This window comes from Streptomyces sp. 891-h (assembly GCF_022760275.1).
Classification (GTDB): domain Bacteria; phylum Actinomycetota; class Actinomycetes; order Streptomycetales; family Streptomycetaceae; genus Streptomyces; species Streptomyces spirodelae.
The window spans coordinates 393914-410961 of the sequence record NZ_CP050693.1; the positions used below are offsets into that span (position 1 = coordinate 393914).

Below are 17048 nucleotides of genomic sequence, written 5' to 3' on the forward strand. Positions count from 1 at the left end.
CCCTCGCTCAAATCCCCGACCTGCCGGCCCTGCACGGCTTCGTCGCCTGGCAGCCGCACCTCGCGGGGATGCGCCGTTACCGAAGGGTGCGGCACGCTGACCACGACAACCTGGACGGAGCGCCGCCTCGATCCCCGACGAATATGAGCCCGGGCGTACACCGCTCTCCGCGACGGCGGCGGACCGCTACGACGACTGTGACAACACCGGCGAGGGGGTGATCCGGGGTCGTTTGGAGCTCAGCGATGGAAGGCTGTCGTCTCCGCGAGTGCGGCCCGTGGGGTGGTGACCCGGTTCACCGGCGCCGCCTCGTCGGCATAGCCGAAGGAGATTCCCACGAGCAGCTTTCCCTCGCTGACGCCCAACTCGTCGCGGACCGTGTCGGCGTAGAAGCTCAGCAGCCCCTGTGGGCAGCTGTCCACGCCGTATGCGGTCATGGCGAGCAGCAGTGTCTGCATATAGGCACCGACGTCCGCGGCGAGGCGCGCCCCGCCCTCGCCGGTGACGAACAGGAAGGCGACGTGCGGCGCGCCGTAGAAGCGCAGGCTCTCGGCGTCGTAGGCGGCGCGCGCTGCGTGGTCGTCCTGGCCGATGCCCAGGGTGCCGTAGAGCTCGGCACCGAACGCGGCCCGGCGGGCCTGGTGCTGCTCCGTGTACATCTCCTCGGAGTACGGGAAGTCGACCGAGACGCGCTTGTGGGCGTGGGCCGCCTGGAGGGAGTCCGCCAGGCGCTCGCGCACCGCGCCGCTCACCACCTCGACCTGCCACGGCTGCGCGTTCGAGTTGGACGGAGCGGCGCCGGCCAGCGCGAAGACCGCGTGCAGCGTCTCCTCGGGCACCGCGTCCGGCCGGAACGCGCGGGTCGCATGGCGGCCACGTATCAGCTTCTCCGCGTGTGCACTCAGTTCGGTGGGGTCCGACCAGGTCATGGGATCTCCTCGACAGCGCTCGACAAGTAAACGGAATCGTTTACCTCGACGAGTCAGACCCTAACCCACCCATCTCCGCCAAGTAAACGCCGTCGTATAGTTGGCTCATGGTTACGGCGCCGACGACGGGTCAACGACGGGGGCGCGGCGGGCGCGAGCGCATCCTGGCCGCCGCCGCTCGGCTGTTCGCGACGCAGGGGATCAACGCGACCGCCATGGGGCAGGTCGCGGAGGAGGCTCCGGTGTCCAAGCGCACGCTCTACGCGCACTTTCCGGCGAAGAGCGACCTGGTGATCGCCCATCTCCAGGACCTCGCGTCGTCGGGCGCCACCTTGGAGAGCGCGCTGACCCGCGAGGACATCCCCGCGCGGGAGCGGATTCTGAGCCTGTTCGACCAACCGACGGCTGAGGCGGCGCCGGTGCGCGGGTGCCCGTTCATCGACGCCGCGGCGGAGTTCCCCGACCCCGGGAGCAGGGTCCACTCCTACGCCCGCGAACAGAAGCTGCGGATGGTGGAGCTGGTCACCGTACTGCTGACGGAGTTGGACTGCCGCAACCCCGGGCCGCTGGCCGAACAACTGGTCACCCTCGCCGACGGAGCGGCCAGCCGCGCCATGGTGCTGGGCGAAGCGGACTACGGCAGGCACGCGCGGGCGGCCGCGGAACTCCTCCTCGAACACGCGCTGGCGAAGCCGGGCTGACCTGGGGAGCCTCGGCGACAGGCACGGATGACCGCCTGAGATGCTGAGGCGACCTCGGCGGGGCCTCCGGCGCTGGAGGCGGGCACCCCGCGCCCGATCCGCCGCCGTGCGACTGAGGACCGAGGACCGCTGCATCCGTGTATGACATATCGTTCACCGCCGTTGCGGTGCTGTGCGTCGCCGCCGCGCTGGCCGGCTGGATCGACGCGGTCGTCGGTGGGGGCGGCCTGCTGCAACTGCCCGCTCTCCTGATCGGACTCCCCCACCTGCCTCCGGCGTACGCGCTGGGGACCAACAAGGCGGTGAGCCTCGTGGGAACCGGGGCCGCCGCCTCCACCTATCTGCGCAAGGCAACGGTCGATGTGCGGCTCGCCTGCCGGATGGGCGTGGTGGCGGCGCTGTCCTCGGCGGGCGGGGCGTTCTTCGCCGCCGGGGTGAACAGCGCCGTGCTCCGGCCGCTGATCATGGTGCTGCTGCTCTGTGTCGCCGCGTTCGTGGTGCTGCGCCCGCAGTTCGGACAGGCCCCGGGCGGGATGGTCACCCGGCGGCGCCTGCTGACGGCCTTCGGGGTGGCGGGTGTCGGCATCGGCTTCTACGACGGGTTGCTCGGCCCCGGCACGGGAGCCTTCCTGGTGATCGCCCTGGTGGCCCTCCTCAATATGGACATGGTCACCGCCTCGGCCACCACCAAGGTCGTCAACGTCTGCACCAATATCGGTGCCCTCTCCCTGTTCGCCTGGCAGGGCGCGGTGCTGTGGAAGCTGGCGGCGCTGATGGCGGTCTTCAACATGTCGGGCGGCCTCGTCGGCGCGCACATGGCCCTCAAGCGGGGCAGCGGCTTCGTCCGGGTCGTCCTGCTGACCACCGTCGTCGGCCTGGTCGGCAAGCTCGCCTACGACCAGTGGTGGAGCTGACATACCGGCACCTTCCGGCGCCGGGCGTGTCAGCGCGCGTCGATGACCATGAGTGCGGTGTGGAGAGACGTGCGTGACTCGGCCGATTCGAGGGAGACGCCCAGGACGCGCTCCAGGGTGCGCAGCCGGCTGTAGAGGGTGGGGCGGCTCAGGCCCGTGCGGCGTGCTGTCCCGGTCTTGGAGCCGGCGCATTCGAGGTGAGCGCGCAGGACGGCCAGGAGGTTCTCGCCGGTACGGGCGTCGTGGTCGAGCAGGCGGCCCAGTTCCGTCTCCGCGAACGCCTGGAGGCGGTGATCGTCGCGGAGCAGGGCGACGAGTCCGCGCAGCCGCACGTCGGTCGAGCGGTAGAGGCGGTGCGGTTCGGGCATGGTCAGGCCGACGTCGGCGACATGTTCCGCCTCGGTGAGGCCGTGCGCCGCACCGATGAGGCCCGTGGCGGAGGGTGCGGTGCCGGCGGCCCAGCCCTGGGTACCGCCACGGCCGGCCAGGCGCTCCGCCAGTCCCCTGCACAGGCCTTCCAGGGTGGGGTCGGCGCCCTTGGACGAGCAGGCGATGACCGCCGAGACGGTCCCCTCGCGGCGGATGGAGGCGATGGCGCTGCCGCCCACGGCGGTGGCCGCCTGGCGGACGGCGGTCAGCAGGCGCCGGTCGGCCTCGCCCTGTGCGAGTGCGTCGGTGCCGGGGCGGCGGGGGATGCGCACGGACAGCGGCGCGTACCGGCTGCCAGGGATGAGGCCGAGCGCCGTGGCGCGGGCCATGGCCTCGTCCTCCTCGGTGACGCGGCCGCTCAGCAGGTCGTCGAGGAGGCCGCCGAGCGCCTGCACCACGAGTGCTTCGCGCTCCTGCTGGATCATCCGGTGCAGTTGGAGGGACTGCGCCGCGCGCTCCAGGACCATCCGCACCCGGGAGGTTTCCCGGGTCTGCGCGGGCAGCACGAGACGGCCCCAGCGCTCGGAGCCGACACCCACCGGGACAGCGGTCCAGGCGGAGGTGACGGCTTGGCCGGTGGCCGGGTGGTCGGTCGCCGGGTGATCGGTCGCCGCGTCGTGGAGGCGGGAGCGTTCCGCCCAGCGGTGCAGGAGAGCGGTCGTCGAGGTGTCGAGGGCGCAGAAGGCCAGCACATGGCGGCTGAGGTCTTCCAGGACGAGCGGGGCACCGAGGGTCTGTGCGGCGCGGGTGACGATGTCCGTGGTGGAGGCCCCGGCGAGGTTGAGCGAGGTGAAGACCTCGTGGGTGGTGCGGGCGAACTCGACCTCCTCGTACTGCTCGGCCACGAGCAGCCGGTGCACCTGCTGGGTGACCTCGACGAACCGGATTCTGTCGGTCAGGGTCACCACGGGCAGCGAGAGGGAGTCGGCGAGGGCTCCGAGGTGGGCGGGCAGCTCTTCGATGTGGGTGCCAGGCTCGACGACGACGCCCGCCACGTCCTGGGCTGCCAGCATGCTCAGATACGCCTCGGCCCGGGGCCCGCCCTCGGCCAGCGGAAGGCCGGTGGTCAGTACGAGCTCCCCGCCCTCCAGCAGGTCGGTGAGGTCGGGGAGATCGCTGATGTGCACCCATCTGACCGGACGGTCGAGGTGGTCGCGGCCGCCGACGACGCATGGCCGCCCGGCGGCCAGCGCTGACAGCTGGAGGACTTCCCGTACGGTCGGCTGCATTTACACATCGTAAGAAATCGGCTGCCTGGCTGTACAGACTGTCGGCACCCTCCCTGGCAGCCTCACTGTGGGCCGGCCGGGCGGGGCCGGGCGAGCCGACGGACGGGCTCCCCGGTGTCCGGCCCGTGCCGCAGTGAGGAATCGAGCGAGAGCGAGGCGGTCAGTGGTGACCAGCGAGGTGACCCGGGTCGGGCACTGGGTCGACAACAAGGCGTTCCCCGGTACGAGCGGACGTGCCGCAGCCGTGACCAATCCGGCGACCGGCGCGGTCACCCGCGAGGTGGCCCTGGCCCACGAGACGGACTCCCGCACCGTGATCGAGTCGGCCGCGGCCGCCTTTCCGGCCTGGCGGGACACGTCGCTGGCCAAGCGCGTCGCGATCGTCTTCCGCTTCCGCGAACTGCTCAACCAGCGCAAGGACGAGCTCGCCCGGATCATCACGGCGGAGCACGGCAAGGTCCTGTCCGACGCGCTGGGCGAGGTGACGCGCGGCCAGGAGGTCGTGGAGTTCGCCTGCGGCATGCCGCACCTGCTCAAGGGCGCCTTCAGCGAGAACGCCTCGACCGAGGTGGATGTGCACTCGGTCCGGCAGCCGCTCGGGGTGGTCGGCATCATCGCCCCGTTCAACTTCCCCGCGATGGTGCCGATGTGGTTCTTCCCGGTGGCCATCGCGGCCGGCAACACCGTGGTGCTCAAGCCGAGCGAGAAGGCACCGTCGGCGGCGCTGTGGCTGGCCGAGCTGTGGGCGGAGGCAGGGCTGCCCGCCGGCGTCTTCAACGTGCTCCAGGGCGACAAGGCTGCGGTCGACACCCTGCTGTCGCACCGGTCGGTCAAGGCCGTCAGCTTCGTCGGCTCCACCCCCGTCGCCCGCCACGTGTACGCCACGGGTACCGCCAACGGCAAGCGGGTCCAGGCCCTGGGCGGGGCGAAGAACCACGCCGTCGTGCTGCCCGACGCCGATCTCGACCAGGCAGCCGACGCCGTGGTCAACGCCGGATTCGGCTCGGCCGGTGAGCGCTGTATGGCCATCTCGGCCGTGGTGGCGGTCGGCGCCGCCGCGGACGAACTGGTCGCGAAGATCGCCGAGCGGGCCCGGGACATCAGGACCGGCGACGGCACCCGGGGCTGCGACATGGGGCCGCTGGTGACCGCAGCGCACCGCGACCGGGTGGCCTCCTACGTCGACCAGGCGGAGCGGGACGGCGCGCGTCTGGTCGTGGACGGCCGCCAGGTCCGCGCCGACGGCGGCCAGGACGGCTTCTGGCTCGGGCCCACCCTGCTCGACAACGTAACCACCGAGATGAGCTGCTACACGGACGAGATCTTCGGGCCCGTCCTGTCCGTGCTGCGCGCCGAGTCCTACGACGAGGCCCTTGAGCTGGTCAACTCCAATCCGTACGGCAACGGGACGGCGATCTTCACCAACGACGGCGGCGCGGCGCGGCGCTTCCAGAACGAGGTCGAGGTCGGCATGGTCGGCGTCAATGTGCCGATCCCGGTGCCGATGGCCTACTACAGCTTCGGCGGCTGGAAGAGCTCGCTGTTCGGCGACACCCATGCGCACGGCACCGAGGGCGTGCACTTCTTCACCCGCGGCAAGGTCGTCACCACCCGCTGGCGTGCACCGAGCCAGGCCGGCCTCGACCTCGGCTTCCCGCAGACGGCCTGAAGGAGGCATCCGCCATGACCCTCGTCCAGCACGAGATCGACAGCCGCGCCGTCGCCCGGACCTACGAGCTCGACCGCCGCCACGTCTTCCACTCCTGGTCGGCGCAGGCCGAACTCGACCCGATGGTCGTCACCCGCGCCGAGGGCTCCTACCTCTGGGACGGTGAAGGCCACCGGCTGCTCGACTTCTCCTCCCAGCTGGTGAACACCAACATCGGTCACCAGCACCCGTACGTCGTCGAGGCGATCGCCCACCAGGCCCGTACCCTGGCCACCGTCGCCCCGCAGCACGCCAACGACCAGCGCTCCGAAGCGGCCCGGCTGATCTGTGAGCGCACCCCCGGCGACCTGGACCGGGTCTTCTTCACCAACGGCGGCGCCGACGCCAACGAGCACGCCGTCCGCATGGCCCGGCTGGTCACCGGCCGCCCCAAGGTCCTTACCCGCTACCGCTCCTACCACGGCGGAACGCAGACCGCGATCAACCTGACCGGCGACCCGCGCCGCTGGCCCAACGACAACGGCGACTCGGGCGTTGTCCACTTCTTCGGCCCGTACCTCTACCGCAGCCACTTCGACGCGGCGACCGAGGCGGAGGAGTGCCGGCGCGCGCTCGCTCATCTCGAACAGGTCGTCGAACTGGAGGGCCCGCAGACGGTCGCGGCGGTCCTGCTGGAGGCCATCCCCGGCACCGCCGGGATCCTGCTCCCTCCACCGGGCTATCTCGCCGGGGTACGCGAACTGTGCGACCGGTACGGCATCATGCTCATCGTCGACGAGGTGATGACCGGGTTCGGCCGTACCGGCGCGTGGTTCGTCTGCGGCGACGAAGGCGTGGTCCCCGACCTGCTGACCTTCGCCAAGGGCGTCAACTCGGGCTATGTGCCGCTCGGCGGTGTCGCCCTCGGAGACCGGGTCGCCGACCACTTCGCCCACCGGCCCTACCCCGGCGGCCTCACCTACTCCGGCCATCCCCTGGCGTGCGCGGCAGCCGCTGCCGCCATCACCGTCATGGAACGTGACGGCATCGTGGACAACGCCCGGCGGATCGGAACCGAGGTCATCGGGCCCGAACTCGACCGGCTCGCCGAGCGGCACCCCAGTGTGGGCGAGGTCCGCGGCCGGGGCGTCTTCTGGGCCGTCGAACTGGTCACCGACCGGCACACCAGGCACCCCGTGGCACCGACGGGCGGCAGCAGCCCGGTGATGGCCGAGGCCGTCCGCACCGCGAAGAAGCTGGGCCTGCTCCCCTTCACCAACTCCAACCGCCTCCACCTCGTCCCGCCCTGCACCCTCACCGAGGCGGAGACCCGCGAGGGTCTCGCCGTCCTCGACCAAGTCCTGGACGTGGTCGACACCCTGGTCCAGGACACGGACACGGGCACAGGCGCGGACTCCGACGACGACCGGTAGACAGCTGCCCGCGGCACCTCCGTGTTCCGCCGCAGCCACCGTGCGCCCGGCGGGCAGTCAGCGCATGGTGGCTGCGATGTCCTCGGCGCAGTCCAGAAGCGCCGGTACATGGGCGTGCAGCTCTTCCGCCGGGGTGAGGACGACCGTGGCGCCGAGGGAGACCGCCAGCCGGGGGCGTCCGTTGCCGTCAGGATCGGGGACGGCTGCCGCGATGGAGCGGACGCCGATCTCGTTCTCCTCGTCGACTTCGGACCAGCCGCGCGCGGCGACCCGGGCCAGTTCCGCGCGCAGCGCCTCCGGCTCGGTGTGCGTCCGGTCCGTCACGGCCGGCAGGTCCCCGGCCAGCAGCCGCTCCCGCTCCGGCTCCGGCAGGGCGACGGCGAGCGCCTTGCCCAGTGAGGTGGCGTGCCAGGGGTTGCGAGTGCCCTCGGCGCTGCGGAGTTGGAGGTGCTGGGTGCCTTGAACGGTGAGGACCAGCAGGACGTCCGCGCCGTCGAGAATGCCCGCGATCGCCGGGAGGCCCGTACGGGCGGCGAGTCGGCGCATCGGTGCCGCGGCCGCCGAGTAGCCGGCCGGTGAGCGCTGGAAGGCGCGGGAGAGTTCCAGGACGCGGACGCCGAGCGCGTAGCGGCGGGTGTCCTCGTCGTACGCGACGAAGCGGTCGGCCGCCAGTCGTCCCAGCAGCCGGTGCGCGCTGCTGACGGGGAGCCCGGCCGCCCGCGCCGCCGCGCTGACGCCGAGGCCGGCGGGGTGGTCGGCCAGTACGGTCAGCAGCCGCAGGCCCCGGCTGAGCATGTCGTCGCCGGGCGGTGCGCTCACGCTCGCTGCTCCCTCGGGTCTCGTCGCCGTGTACGGCGCCGTCATCCCTGCGCCGCCTGCCTCACCGTACCGGCACCTTCGGCGGCCCGGGCGGCCGAGGCACCGGCCCGCGGCTCGCGGACGGCGAGCATCAGCGCGGCGGAGATCAGCGTGCACACCGCCATGAAGCCGAACGCGCCCCCGTCGCCCAGCGGGGTGCCGCGCACCCAGCCGACGAGGTAGGTGCCCGCGAAGGAGCCCAGGGCGCCGAAGGAGTTGACGCAGGCGACCGCGGCGCCCGCGACGCCGGCCGGCGCCAGTTCGGAGACGAGCGCGAAGTACGGGCCGTACGGGGCGTACATGCACAGGCCCGCGACGACGAGGAGGGTCATGGCGAGCGGGAAGTCGGTACCTGCGAGGTAGGAGCCGTACAGGGCCAGGGAGCCCAGGCCGAGCCACGGCCACACGGCGACGCGGCGGCGGCCGCTGCTGTCGGAGAGGCGGGAGTTGACCAGCATGGCAACCGCGGCGAAGACGTACGGCACGGCCGTCAGCAGACCGGTGGTCCCGATGCCCTGGCCCGAGCCCTTCTTGACGATGGCGGGCAGCCAGAAGATGAAGCCGTACATGCCGAACGACCAGAAGAAGTACTGGGCGGCCAGCACGGCGACGGGGCGGGAGCGCAGCACCTTGCGGTACTCGTCGGCCGTGGCGCGCGGGGCGTCGGCGGGGGTGGCGCCCGGTTCGGGGGCACGGGTGGCGAGGGAGCCCGCGGCGGCGCGGTGTTCGGCAGCGAGTTCGGCACGCAGCCCGGAGCGCTCGGTCTCGGGCAGCCAGCGCGCTTCGTCCGGGCGGTCCTTGATCAGTTTCAGGCAGAGGAGCCCCCAGATGACGGAGGGGATGCCCTCAGCGACGAACATCAGCCGCCAGTCCGCCGCCGCGATCAGCCAGCCGGAGACGACCGACAGCCACATCACGGTGATCGGGTTGCCCAGGATCAGCAGCGTGTTGGCCCTGCCGCGCTCGCCCTTGGTGAACCAGCGGCTGAGCAGCATCACCATCGAGGGCAGTACCGCGCCCTCCACGACGCCGAGCATGAACCGCACGGCGATGAGCTGGCCGGGGCTGCTCAGGACGCCCTGCAGCACGGCGAGGGTGCCCCAGGCCACCGTCGACCAGGCGATGAGGCGGCGGGCGCTGCGCTGCTCGGCGTAGATGGTGCCGGGGATCTGGAAGAAGAAGTAGCCGAGGAAGAAGGAGGCCGCGATGAGCGAGTCGAGGCCGGCCGACAGATGCAGGTCCTCGGCCATGCCGCCGGCCGACGCGATCGCGTAGTTGGACTTGTCGAGATAGGCGAGCGAGTAGGTGACGAACGCGATCGGCATCAGGTACCGGGCGCGGGCCGAGGACCAGAAGCCCCGGGCGTCGGCACGGGGAGATGACGCCACTGTCATTCCCGGACCCCCTCTTTTCCGTGGGGTGGAAAGTGTTTCACTGGACGGGAAGGACGTTACGAGCGTGTGGCGTACAGGTCAATGGTTCGAACGATGCGAACGAGAGGCGGCAGCGAGATGCCCGGGACCCCTGAGAACCCCACCCCCGACACCGTCGATGTCCTCGTGCCGTGGAGCGGACTCGAACGCGAGCACGGGCCCTGGCCGCCTCGGGTACGGGCGCACGTATGGGACGGGCTGACCCCGGACGACGAGCTGCCGCCCGAGGTGCTGGACCGGACCGGCCTGTGGGTGATGCCGTACGCCGTACCCGGCGCGGAGCGGCTGCTGCCACGCCTCACCCGGCTGCGGGCCGTCCAGTCGCTCAGCGCCGGCGTGGAGAAGCTGCAGCCGCTGCTGCCCGAGGGCGTCGCCCTGCACAACGGCCGCGGCCTGCACGACGCCAGCACCGCGGAGCACGCGCTCGGTCTCGTCCTCGCCGCCCAGCGCGACCTGCCCCGGTGGGTCGCCGACCAGCAGTCGGGCCGCTGGGAGCCGCACTTCACCCGCTCGCTCGCCGACTGCCGGGTGGCGGTGATCGGTTACGGCTCCATCGGCGCGGCGCTGGAGCGACGGCTGCTGGCGTGCGAGGCGGAGGTCGTACGCGTCGCCCGGCGCGCACGCCCCGCGGAGAACGTCCACCCCGTGGACGACCTGCCCAGGCTGCTGCCGGACATCCACATCGCGGTGCTGGTGCTCCCCCACACCCCCGCCACCGCGGGGCTCGTCGGCGAGAAGGCGCTGGCCGCGCTGCCGGACGGCGCGCTGGTCGTCAACGTCGGCCGCGGCCCGACCCTCGACACCGACGCGCTGCTCGCCGAGACGCGAAGCGGACGGCTGCGGGCCGCACTCGATGTCACCGACCCCGAACCCCTGCCGGCCGGCCACCCGCTGCGTACGGCTCCCGGCGTGCTGATCACCCCTCATGTGGCAGGTGGCTCCGCCTCCTTCCGGCCGCGCGCGGAACGCTTCGTCGTCGACCAGGTACGCCGCTTCGCGGCCGGGGAACCGCTGCGGAACCCGGTCGGCTGAACCGGCCCGGCCCTCGTCGCGTACTGCCGTCGCCTGACGGGGAGCGGGGCGGTCACTTCCCGCGTGCCCGCCGGAAGCGGTCCGACGCGGCGGCGAGGTCGACGATGGGCTCGGGGTAATCCGGAGCGGCACGCTTCTTCCCGTCCGGGCCGGACAGCTTCCACGGCTCGTGGACCGAACGGCCTTCGACGTGGGCCAGTTCGGGTACCCAGCGCCTTACGTAGTCGCCCTCCGGGTCGTATTTCCTGGCCTGGACGAGTGGGTTGAGCACACGGTTGGGGCGGGTGTCGGTTCCGGTGCCCGCCACCCACTGCCAGTTCATCTGGTTGTTGGCGATGTCGCCGTCGACCAGGAGGTCGAGGAAGTGGCGGGCGCCGACGCGCCAGTCGACATACAGGGTCTTGGCGAGAAAGCTCGCGACCAGCAGACGGCCCCGGTTGTGCATCCAGCCCTCGTGCCGCAGCTGGCGCATGGCGGCGTCGATCACCGGGTATCCCGTGCGCCCCTGCTTCCAGGCGTCGATCTCCTCGCCGGCTTCCTCGGTGGTGCGCCAGCGGTCCCGATGGGTGCGGTAGTCGACGCGGGCGGCCTGCGGTCTGGCAGCCAGGACCTGGTGGTGGAAGTCGCGCCAGGCGAGCTGCCGCACGAACGCCTCGGCGCCGATCCCACCCTGCTCGCGAGCCCTGGCCACCAGCTCGACGGGAGAGAGGGTGCCGAAGTGAAGGTGCGGGGAGAGGCGCGAGGTGGCGTCGCCCGCCAGATCGTCGTGGTGGTCCGCGTAGGCGTCCATGCCCGTGCGCCGCCACTCGGCGAACTGCTTGCGGCCGGTGGTCTCACCCCCCGTCGGGAGCCCGGGTGAGACACCGTCGATCCGACGGCGGGAGGGAAGCTTCTCGGTGGCGACGCCTTTGACGGCGATGATCCGGGCGGGCGCGCCGTGCGGGGGGCGCTGCCGGGCCTTTTCCCAGCGCCGGAAGTACGGGGTGAAGACGGCCATGTGGTCCTTGCCCGCGGGGGTGATCTCGCCTGGGGCGACTGCCGTGACCATCCGGTCGTGGACACACAACCGCCGGCCAGCGGCGGCCAGTGCCGAACTCAGCTTCTCCTCCCGCCGGTCTGCGTAGGCACTGACGTCGGCGGACATGTGCACCTCGTGCGCATCGGCCTCCTGCGCGACCCGGCAGACCTGCTCGACGACATCACCCGTACGTACGATGAGGCGGGCGCCCCGCTCCCGCAGCTGACGATCGAGGTCGGCGAGGCAGTCGGCGAGGAAGGCACGCCTGTTGGGTACGGCGTAACCGGCGGCACGGATGGCATCGTCCTGCACAAAAAGCGGAACCACGGCGTCGGCGGTGTCCTGGGCCGCACGCAACGGCGAATTGTCGCGCAGGCGGAGATCCCGGGTGAACAGCACCACCGAGGTGGCCATCGCGCCTCTCCAGTGTCGATGTTGCCCTTGTCGACGGCTTCACTCGGCGTGATACCGCCCGTCCGCCCCGATCGGCCGCCGACAGCGCCAACCGGAATCCGGCGGCGCCCCAGCATGACGCGCCGCGCCTGCCGCCGCTGCGGCTCGCACCTGTCCGGCGTGTCGCCCCCGGGCCGGTGGCTGAGCCGGTGGGGCCGTTCCACCGAGCCCCAAAGGGCGGATGTCCGGCAAACGGGGCCGAACAGCTCGTTCCGGCCCGCGGAAGGCTCAGCCGGGTCTGCGTACGGCGAGCAGGGCCACATCGTCGTCGTTGTCGTCTGGCCGGACGCGGCTGAGCAGCAGGTCGCAGAAGGTGTCGAGGGGCCGGCGGGCCAGCGCGGCGGCATGCTCGCTCAGCCGCTCCAGGCCCTCGCTGAGGGCGTGGGACCGCGACTCGATCAGACCGTCGGTGTAGAAGAGCAGGGTGCACAGAGGCGGCAGCTCCACGGACGCGTCCTGACGGCCGTCGGCGAGTCCCGCACCGATCAGGGGGTCCACGGTGCTGTCCAGGAAATGGGGCGTGCCGTCGTGCGTGACCAGCAGGGGCGGCGGATGCCCGGCGTTGGTCCAGCTCACGCGGCAGCCCGGGCCGTCCTCACCCCCGCTTTCGATCCGGCCGAAGATGAGAGTGGCCAGCGAGGCCTCGGTCATGTTCCGCACGGCTTGATCGAGCCGGTCGATGATGGCGCTGGGCGGTTCCTCATACGACCAGGCGTAGGCGCGCAGCATGTTGCGGACCTGCGCCATGGCGGCGGCCGCGTCGGCGTCGTGCCCCACGACGTCACCGATCGCCACCGCCACCGCGTCGTCCGGAAGCAGGAAGGCGTCGTACCAGTCGCCTCCCACCTCGGAGCCCTCCGGCGCGGCCACATACCGCGCGGTCATCTGCAGGCCGGGCTCATGGGGCAGTTGCGGCAGCAAGTGGCGCTGCATGGTCTCGGTGACCCGGCGCTGCCGCTGGTACAGCCGCGCGTTCTCCAGCGCCAGCCCGGCCCGGCGCGCGATGTCCTCCAGCAGCGACAGATCGGCCACCCGCTCGGGCCGTTCGGCCTGGCCCAGCGTGAGCGCCCCCAGCACCTCGCGTACTCCCGGGATCGGTGCGATGGCCGCCGAGCGCATCCCCGTGGCCTCGAACAGCTTCCGCTGTGCGACCGCGATACCCGCGTCCGGCGGGCCCTGGTAGGTCTCGGGTCCCGCCAGCGTCGACGCGGCTCCCCGCAGCGCTCGCGACAGCGGCATCACGGACTCCTGGGGGATGGGGGGCATCGGCCCCTGGAGGTCGTGCCGGACGACCAGGTCGCCGTCCTCGTAGTGGACGACCGAAGCCCGCCAGACCTCGTCCCTCTCGCTAATCAGGTCGATGACGGCCCAGTCCGCCAGGCGCGGCACCACCAGCCGCGTGAGCCGGCGCAGCGCCTCATGGACGTCAAGGGTCGAGGTCAGCGTGGTCGTGACCTCGGCCAGCAGCGCCAGCCGGTCCAGCTCCGACAGCGGCTCCTCGTCTTCGGCCTCGCGCTCGTCCTCGCCCGCGCCGGGAGCGTGCTCATGGAAGAGGATCATCGCGCCCTCGGCGCCGTCAGCCGTCCGGCACGGCGTGATCAACCAGCGGACGGGCAGCAGGGTGCCGTCGCCGCACTCGTACCAGCCCCGTTCCCCCTGGGCCGGCCGGCCGCTGCGATAGGCCCGCAGTGCCGGGCAGCTGCTCCGGGGCGTGGTGTGCCCGTGCTGGTCGCGGTGCAGACGGTCGTGGGCGTCGCCGCCGAGCAGCTCCGCCGCCCGGAGACCCAGCATGCGCTCGGCCTCAGGGTTCACTTCGACGATGCGCGCCTGGTCGTCCAGCAACAGCATGCCGGCGCCGTGCACCTGGGTGGGTCCGCCCGAAGGCTGCCGCCCACCGTGCCCGTCCCCGCTTGGGACCGTCATCCGTGACTCCTCGACCTGGTTGCTTCCCGTCTCGGCGCGATGATCGCCCCCGTCACCGCCGAGGGGAAGGCGGCGCGCAGACGCTGAGTGGCCCTCTTGTGCCCACTTGGCAGGGGCGCTGTGAAGAAGCGATGCATCCACCGACTGTCGAGGGGTTCCCCTCGATATTCAATGGATTCGTTGAAGATCGAGCAGGACTCCCCCCGGATCTCGGCGAGTCGGGCGGCCCGTGAGCGGCGGGCCGGTGAGGCGTGGCGGGAATGGGGAGCCGCTCTTGTATCACGATCCGGAACCGATCACGGCTTCGTGTGTCGCATTCTCTCGCCAGTAAGCGCTGCCCCTTCTTAAGCTCCAGCCTCTCCACCCCGAGCGTGGCCGCATACGCATATGCCAATGGTCGCTTCCGTAACACAGGAGTAATACGCATGATCGCCCTGACCGTCCCAGTCATGATCACATTCGGAGTCTTTCTGATTGCGATGGTCATGGTCGGCGTCGTGACGCATGAGGAAACGACCACATTCGACGACTTCACGGTCGGCAGCCGTAAGCTCACCGCTCCGGTCGCCGCCCTGTCCGCCGGAGCCGCCGACATGTCCGGCTGGCTCTTCCTGGGTCTGCCGGGCGCCGTGTACGCGGCGGGCATAGGCGCCACCTGGATCGCCGCGGGCCTGATCGTCGGCACGTATCTCAACTGGCGCCTCGTCGCTCCCCGGCTGCGCGTCTACACCGAGCGGGTCGGCGCGGTGACCCTGCCCTCGTATCTGGAGGAACGGTTCGAGGACCGCAGCAGAGTGATCCGGCTCCTCTCGGCGACCGTCACCGTCGTCTTCTTCACCGTCTACGTCGCCAGCGGGCTGGTCGCCTGCGGGCTGCTGGCCGACGAGATCTTCGGCGCCGGATTCGAGCTGGGGCTGACCGTCTTCGCCGTGGTGATCGTCATCTACACCATCCTCGGCGGATTCCGGGCCCTGAGCGTCAGCCACTCCATCCAGGGCACGCTGATGGTCCTCACCGCCGTCGCCCTCCCCGCGATCGCCCTCTGGCAGCTCGGCGGCTTCGAGGCGCTGCAGAGCGACCTCGACGCGATCACCCCCGCGCTGCTCGACCCGGGAACCGAGGCGTCCTTCGCGGAGAAGAAGTGGACGGCGGGCGAGCCGGTCGGGGCCGTCGCGCTGATCTCCCTGCTCGCCTGGGGGCTCGGCTACTTCGGCCAGCCCCACATCCTGACCCGCTTCATGAGCATCCGCAGCACGCGGGACATCCCGCTCGCCCGTCGCCTGGGCGTCAGCTGGGTGATCGTCGTCCTGGCGGGTGCCTCGCTGGTCGGTCTCACCGGAATCGTCGCGCTCGACAAACCGCTCTCGAACCCGGAGACGGTCATCATCGCGCTGTCCGCCCACCTGACCTCCCCCTGGGTCGCCGGGGTCCTGCTGGTGGCCGTACTGGCAGCCATCAAATCCACCGTGGACAGCCAACTGCTGGTCTCGGCCACCTCGCTCACCGAAGACCTCTACCGGGCGTTCCTCAACCGGCGTGCCTCCGATACGACACTGCTGCTGATCGGGCGGCTGAGTGTGCTGGCAGTGGCGCTGATCGCCTACGTGATCGCGCTGAGCGGCGGCGGCGTCCTCGACATCGTCGCGTACGCCTGGGCGGGATTCGGCTCGGCCTTCGGGCCGGTGATCCTCCTGTCGCTGTTCTGGCCGCGGATGACGGCGGCCGGGGCGAAGGCCGGAATGCTCACCGGAGCCCTCACCGTGCTGCTGTGGAAGCAGATCGACCCGCTCCTCGGCCCGCTGCAGTCCGGCATCTACGAGATGGTGCCTGGCGTGGTCGCCGCCACCGCCGCGGCGCTGGTCTTCGGCAAGTTCGTCGGCCGCCGCCCGACGCTCGACTGGAGCAACGTCGCGCTGACCGACGCCGCCCCGCAGGCGGCGCCGGGGACCCAGAACGTCCCGCCGCCCTCCCCCGCGCCGCCCATGGACGGCTCGGGGAGGTGGTGACTTCCCCGCACGGCCCAGCCGGTGGCCGAGGCGTCAGGGCCGGGTCGAAAGCCCTTTGACGTCCGTCGGCGCACGGTGTTCGGTTTCCGGATGACGTCCACGAGCACCGGGCACACAGAGCCCGGCACGCATTCCGGCCCCTATCCCGTCGACGACGGCCTCGTGCGGCGGTTGGTCGGCGGACAGTTCCCGCAGTGGGCAGACGCGGCGATCGAGCGCCGGCGGTCCGGCGGCACGGTCAATGCCGTCTACCGGCTGGGCGACGACAAGGCCGTCCGGCTGCCGCTGACCCGGGGCGGGGCCGAAGACGTGCTCACGGAGCGGGAGTGGCTGCCCCGCCTCGCGCCGCTGCTGCCCACACGCATCCCCGAGCTGCTGGGAACCGGGGAGCCCGCCGACGGGTATCCGTGGCCGTGGGCGGTGTACCGGTGGGAGACCGGCCGGCATCCCGAGGAGGGCGCACTGAGCGAACCCGTTCCGCTGGCCGAGGATCTGGCCGGATTCGTGGCGGCGATGCGGAACATCGCCCTGCCCGGCGCACCGCAGGCCCACCGGGGTGGCCCCCTGGCCACGCTCGACGCGGAAACCCGGACGGCGATCGCGCGGTTGAGGGAGCTCCCCGAGGAAGGCGTCGACTGCGACGCGGCGACAGCCGTGTGGGAGGACGCGCTGCGGGCGCCCGGCTGGACGGGGCCGCCGGTGTGGCTGCACGCCGATCTGATGCCGGGCAATCTGCTGCTCGACGGCGGCAGGCTGGCGGCCGTGATCGACTTCGGCTGCATGGGCGTGGGCGACCCGGCCTGCGACTTGTTCCCGGCGTGGAATCTGCTGCCCGCCGGTGCGAGAGAGGTCTTCCGCGCGGCGCTGGGCGTGGACGACGCGACCTGGAGCCGTGGCCGGGCGCGCACGCTGTCGCAGGCGCTGATCGCGCTGCCGCACTACCGGAGGACGAACCCCGCGATGGCGCACAACGCCCGGCATGTGATCCGGGCGGTACTGGACGAGGGCTGAGGCCCGGTCCGGCGCCGGGGACGGGGCAGCG

Annotated in this window: 13 protein-coding genes; 7 read left to right on the top strand and 6 right to left on the bottom strand. The window is 71.7% G+C overall.

Features of this window, described 5'->3' with window-relative positions:
- Positions 1 to 239: 239 nt before the first annotated feature.
- Positions 240 to 929, bottom strand: coding sequence for a nitroreductase (locus tag HC362_RS01800; RefSeq protein ID WP_243082002.1), 690 nt, complete (start codon positions 927 to 929; stop codon positions 240 to 242).
- Between the two features lie 107 nt (positions 930 to 1036).
- Between HC362_RS01800 and HC362_RS01805 the strand changes: the two genes are divergently transcribed.
- Both HC362_RS01805 and HC362_RS01810 read left to right on the top strand, forming a co-directional pair.
- Entirely contained in the window at positions 1037 to 1630 is a 594-nt protein-coding gene (locus HC362_RS01805; RefSeq protein ID WP_243082003.1) for a TetR/AcrR family transcriptional regulator, read from the top strand.
- A 137-nt stretch (positions 1631 to 1767) separates the two neighbouring features.
- A complete protein-coding gene (locus HC362_RS01810; protein WP_243082004.1) occupies positions 1768 to 2544 on the top strand; it encodes a TSUP family transporter in 777 nt (258 codons plus the stop codon).
- 29 nt (positions 2545 to 2573) lie between these two features.
- On the opposite strand, the gene HC362_RS01815 is transcribed toward HC362_RS01810, so the two are convergent.
- Positions 2574 to 4202, bottom strand: a complete 1629-nt coding sequence (locus HC362_RS01815) for a PucR family transcriptional regulator (RefSeq protein WP_243082005.1) — start codon at positions 4200 to 4202, stop codon at positions 2574 to 2576.
- A 163-nt stretch (positions 4203 to 4365) separates the two neighbouring features.
- On the opposite strand from HC362_RS01815, the gene HC362_RS01820 reads away from it, so the two are divergent.
- Positions 4366 to 5871 (top strand): CoA-acylating methylmalonate-semialdehyde dehydrogenase, encoded by a 1506-nt coding sequence (locus HC362_RS01820; protein WP_243082006.1) that lies wholly within the window; start codon positions 4366 to 4368, stop codon positions 5869 to 5871.
- A 14-nt stretch (positions 5872 to 5885) separates the two neighbouring features.
- Positions 5886 to 7283, top strand: coding sequence for an aspartate aminotransferase family protein (locus tag HC362_RS01825; RefSeq protein ID WP_243082007.1), 1398 nt, complete (start codon positions 5886 to 5888; stop codon positions 7281 to 7283).
- A gap of 57 nt (positions 7284 to 7340) precedes the next feature.
- Here HC362_RS01825 and HC362_RS01830 read toward each other — a convergent pair whose 3' ends face one another.
- Both HC362_RS01830 and HC362_RS01835 read right to left on the bottom strand, forming a co-directional pair.
- Positions 7341 to 8102 (bottom strand): IclR family transcriptional regulator, encoded by a 762-nt coding sequence (locus HC362_RS01830; RefSeq protein WP_243082008.1) that lies wholly within the window; start codon positions 8100 to 8102, stop codon positions 7341 to 7343.
- A gap of 41 nt (positions 8103 to 8143) precedes the next feature.
- On the bottom strand, positions 8144 to 9535 hold the full coding sequence (locus HC362_RS01835) for an MFS transporter (protein ID WP_243082009.1): 1392 nt from the start codon (positions 9533 to 9535) through the stop codon (positions 8144 to 8146).
- A 117-nt stretch (positions 9536 to 9652) separates the two neighbouring features.
- On the opposite strand from HC362_RS01835, the gene HC362_RS01840 reads away from it, so the two are divergent.
- Positions 9653 to 10606 carry a 2-hydroxyacid dehydrogenase gene (locus tag HC362_RS01840; RefSeq protein WP_243088313.1) on the top strand — a complete coding sequence of 318 codons (954 nt, stop codon included), beginning with the start codon at positions 9653 to 9655 and terminating at the stop codon, positions 10604 to 10606.
- A 52-nt stretch (positions 10607 to 10658) separates the two neighbouring features.
- On the opposite strand, the gene HC362_RS01845 is transcribed toward HC362_RS01840, so the two are convergent.
- The gene (locus HC362_RS01845; RefSeq protein WP_243082010.1) at positions 10659 to 12038 is read right to left on the bottom strand and encodes a deoxyribodipyrimidine photo-lyase; all 1380 of its coding nucleotides are present in this window, start codon (positions 12036 to 12038) and stop codon (positions 10659 to 10661) included.
- A gap of 267 nt (positions 12039 to 12305) precedes the next feature.
- A complete protein-coding gene (locus tag HC362_RS01850; protein ID WP_243082011.1) occupies positions 12306 to 14000 on the bottom strand; it encodes a SpoIIE family protein phosphatase in 1695 nt (564 codons plus the stop codon).
- Positions 14001 to 14449: 449 nt separating this feature from the next.
- Here HC362_RS01850 and putP point away from each other — a divergent pair, with 449 nt between their 5' ends.
- Together putP and HC362_RS01860 are read left to right on the top strand one after the other, a co-directional pair.
- Positions 14450 to 16006 (top strand): sodium/proline symporter PutP, encoded by a 1557-nt coding sequence (gene putP / locus HC362_RS01855; protein WP_347568407.1) that lies wholly within the window; start codon positions 14450 to 14452, stop codon positions 16004 to 16006.
- A gap of 90 nt (positions 16007 to 16096) precedes the next feature.
- Complete coding sequence (locus tag HC362_RS01860) at positions 16097 to 17017, top strand: aminoglycoside phosphotransferase family protein (RefSeq protein WP_243082013.1); 921 nt, start codon at positions 16097 to 16099, stop codon at positions 17015 to 17017.
- Positions 17018 to 17048: the final 31 nt, after the last annotated feature.

Coding starts and splice junctions, on each gene's coding strand:
- HC362_RS01800 (WP_243082002.1), bottom strand. CDS start 929: ATGACCTGGTCGGACCCCACCGAACTGAGTGCACACGCGGAGAAGCTG.
- HC362_RS01805 (WP_243082003.1), top strand. CDS start 1,037: ATGGTTACGGCGCCGACGACGGGTCAACGACGGGGGCGCGGCGGGCGC.
- HC362_RS01815 (WP_243082005.1), bottom strand. CDS start 4,202: ATGCAGCCGACCGTACGGGAAGTCCTCCAGCTGTCAGCGCTGGCCGCC.
- HC362_RS01825 (WP_243082007.1), top strand. CDS start 5,886: ATGACCCTCGTCCAGCACGAGATCGACAGCCGCGCCGTCGCCCGGACC.
- HC362_RS01835 (WP_243082009.1), bottom strand. CDS start 9,535: ATGACAGTGGCGTCATCTCCCCGTGCCGACGCCCGGGGCTTCTGGTCC.
- HC362_RS01840 (WP_243088313.1), top strand. CDS start 9,653: ATGCCCGGGACCCCTGAGAACCCCACCCCCGACACCGTCGATGTCCTC.
- HC362_RS01845 (WP_243082010.1), bottom strand. CDS start 12,038: ATGGCCACCTCGGTGGTGCTGTTCACCCGGGATCTCCGCCTGCGCGAC.
- HC362_RS01850 (WP_243082011.1), bottom strand. CDS start 14,000: ATGACGGTCCCAAGCGGGGACGGGCACGGTGGGCGGCAGCCTTCGGGC.
- putP (WP_347568407.1), top strand. CDS start 14,450: ATGATCACATTCGGAGTCTTTCTGATTGCGATGGTCATGGTCGGCGTC.
- HC362_RS01860 (WP_243082013.1), top strand. CDS start 16,097: ATGACGTCCACGAGCACCGGGCACACAGAGCCCGGCACGCATTCCGGC.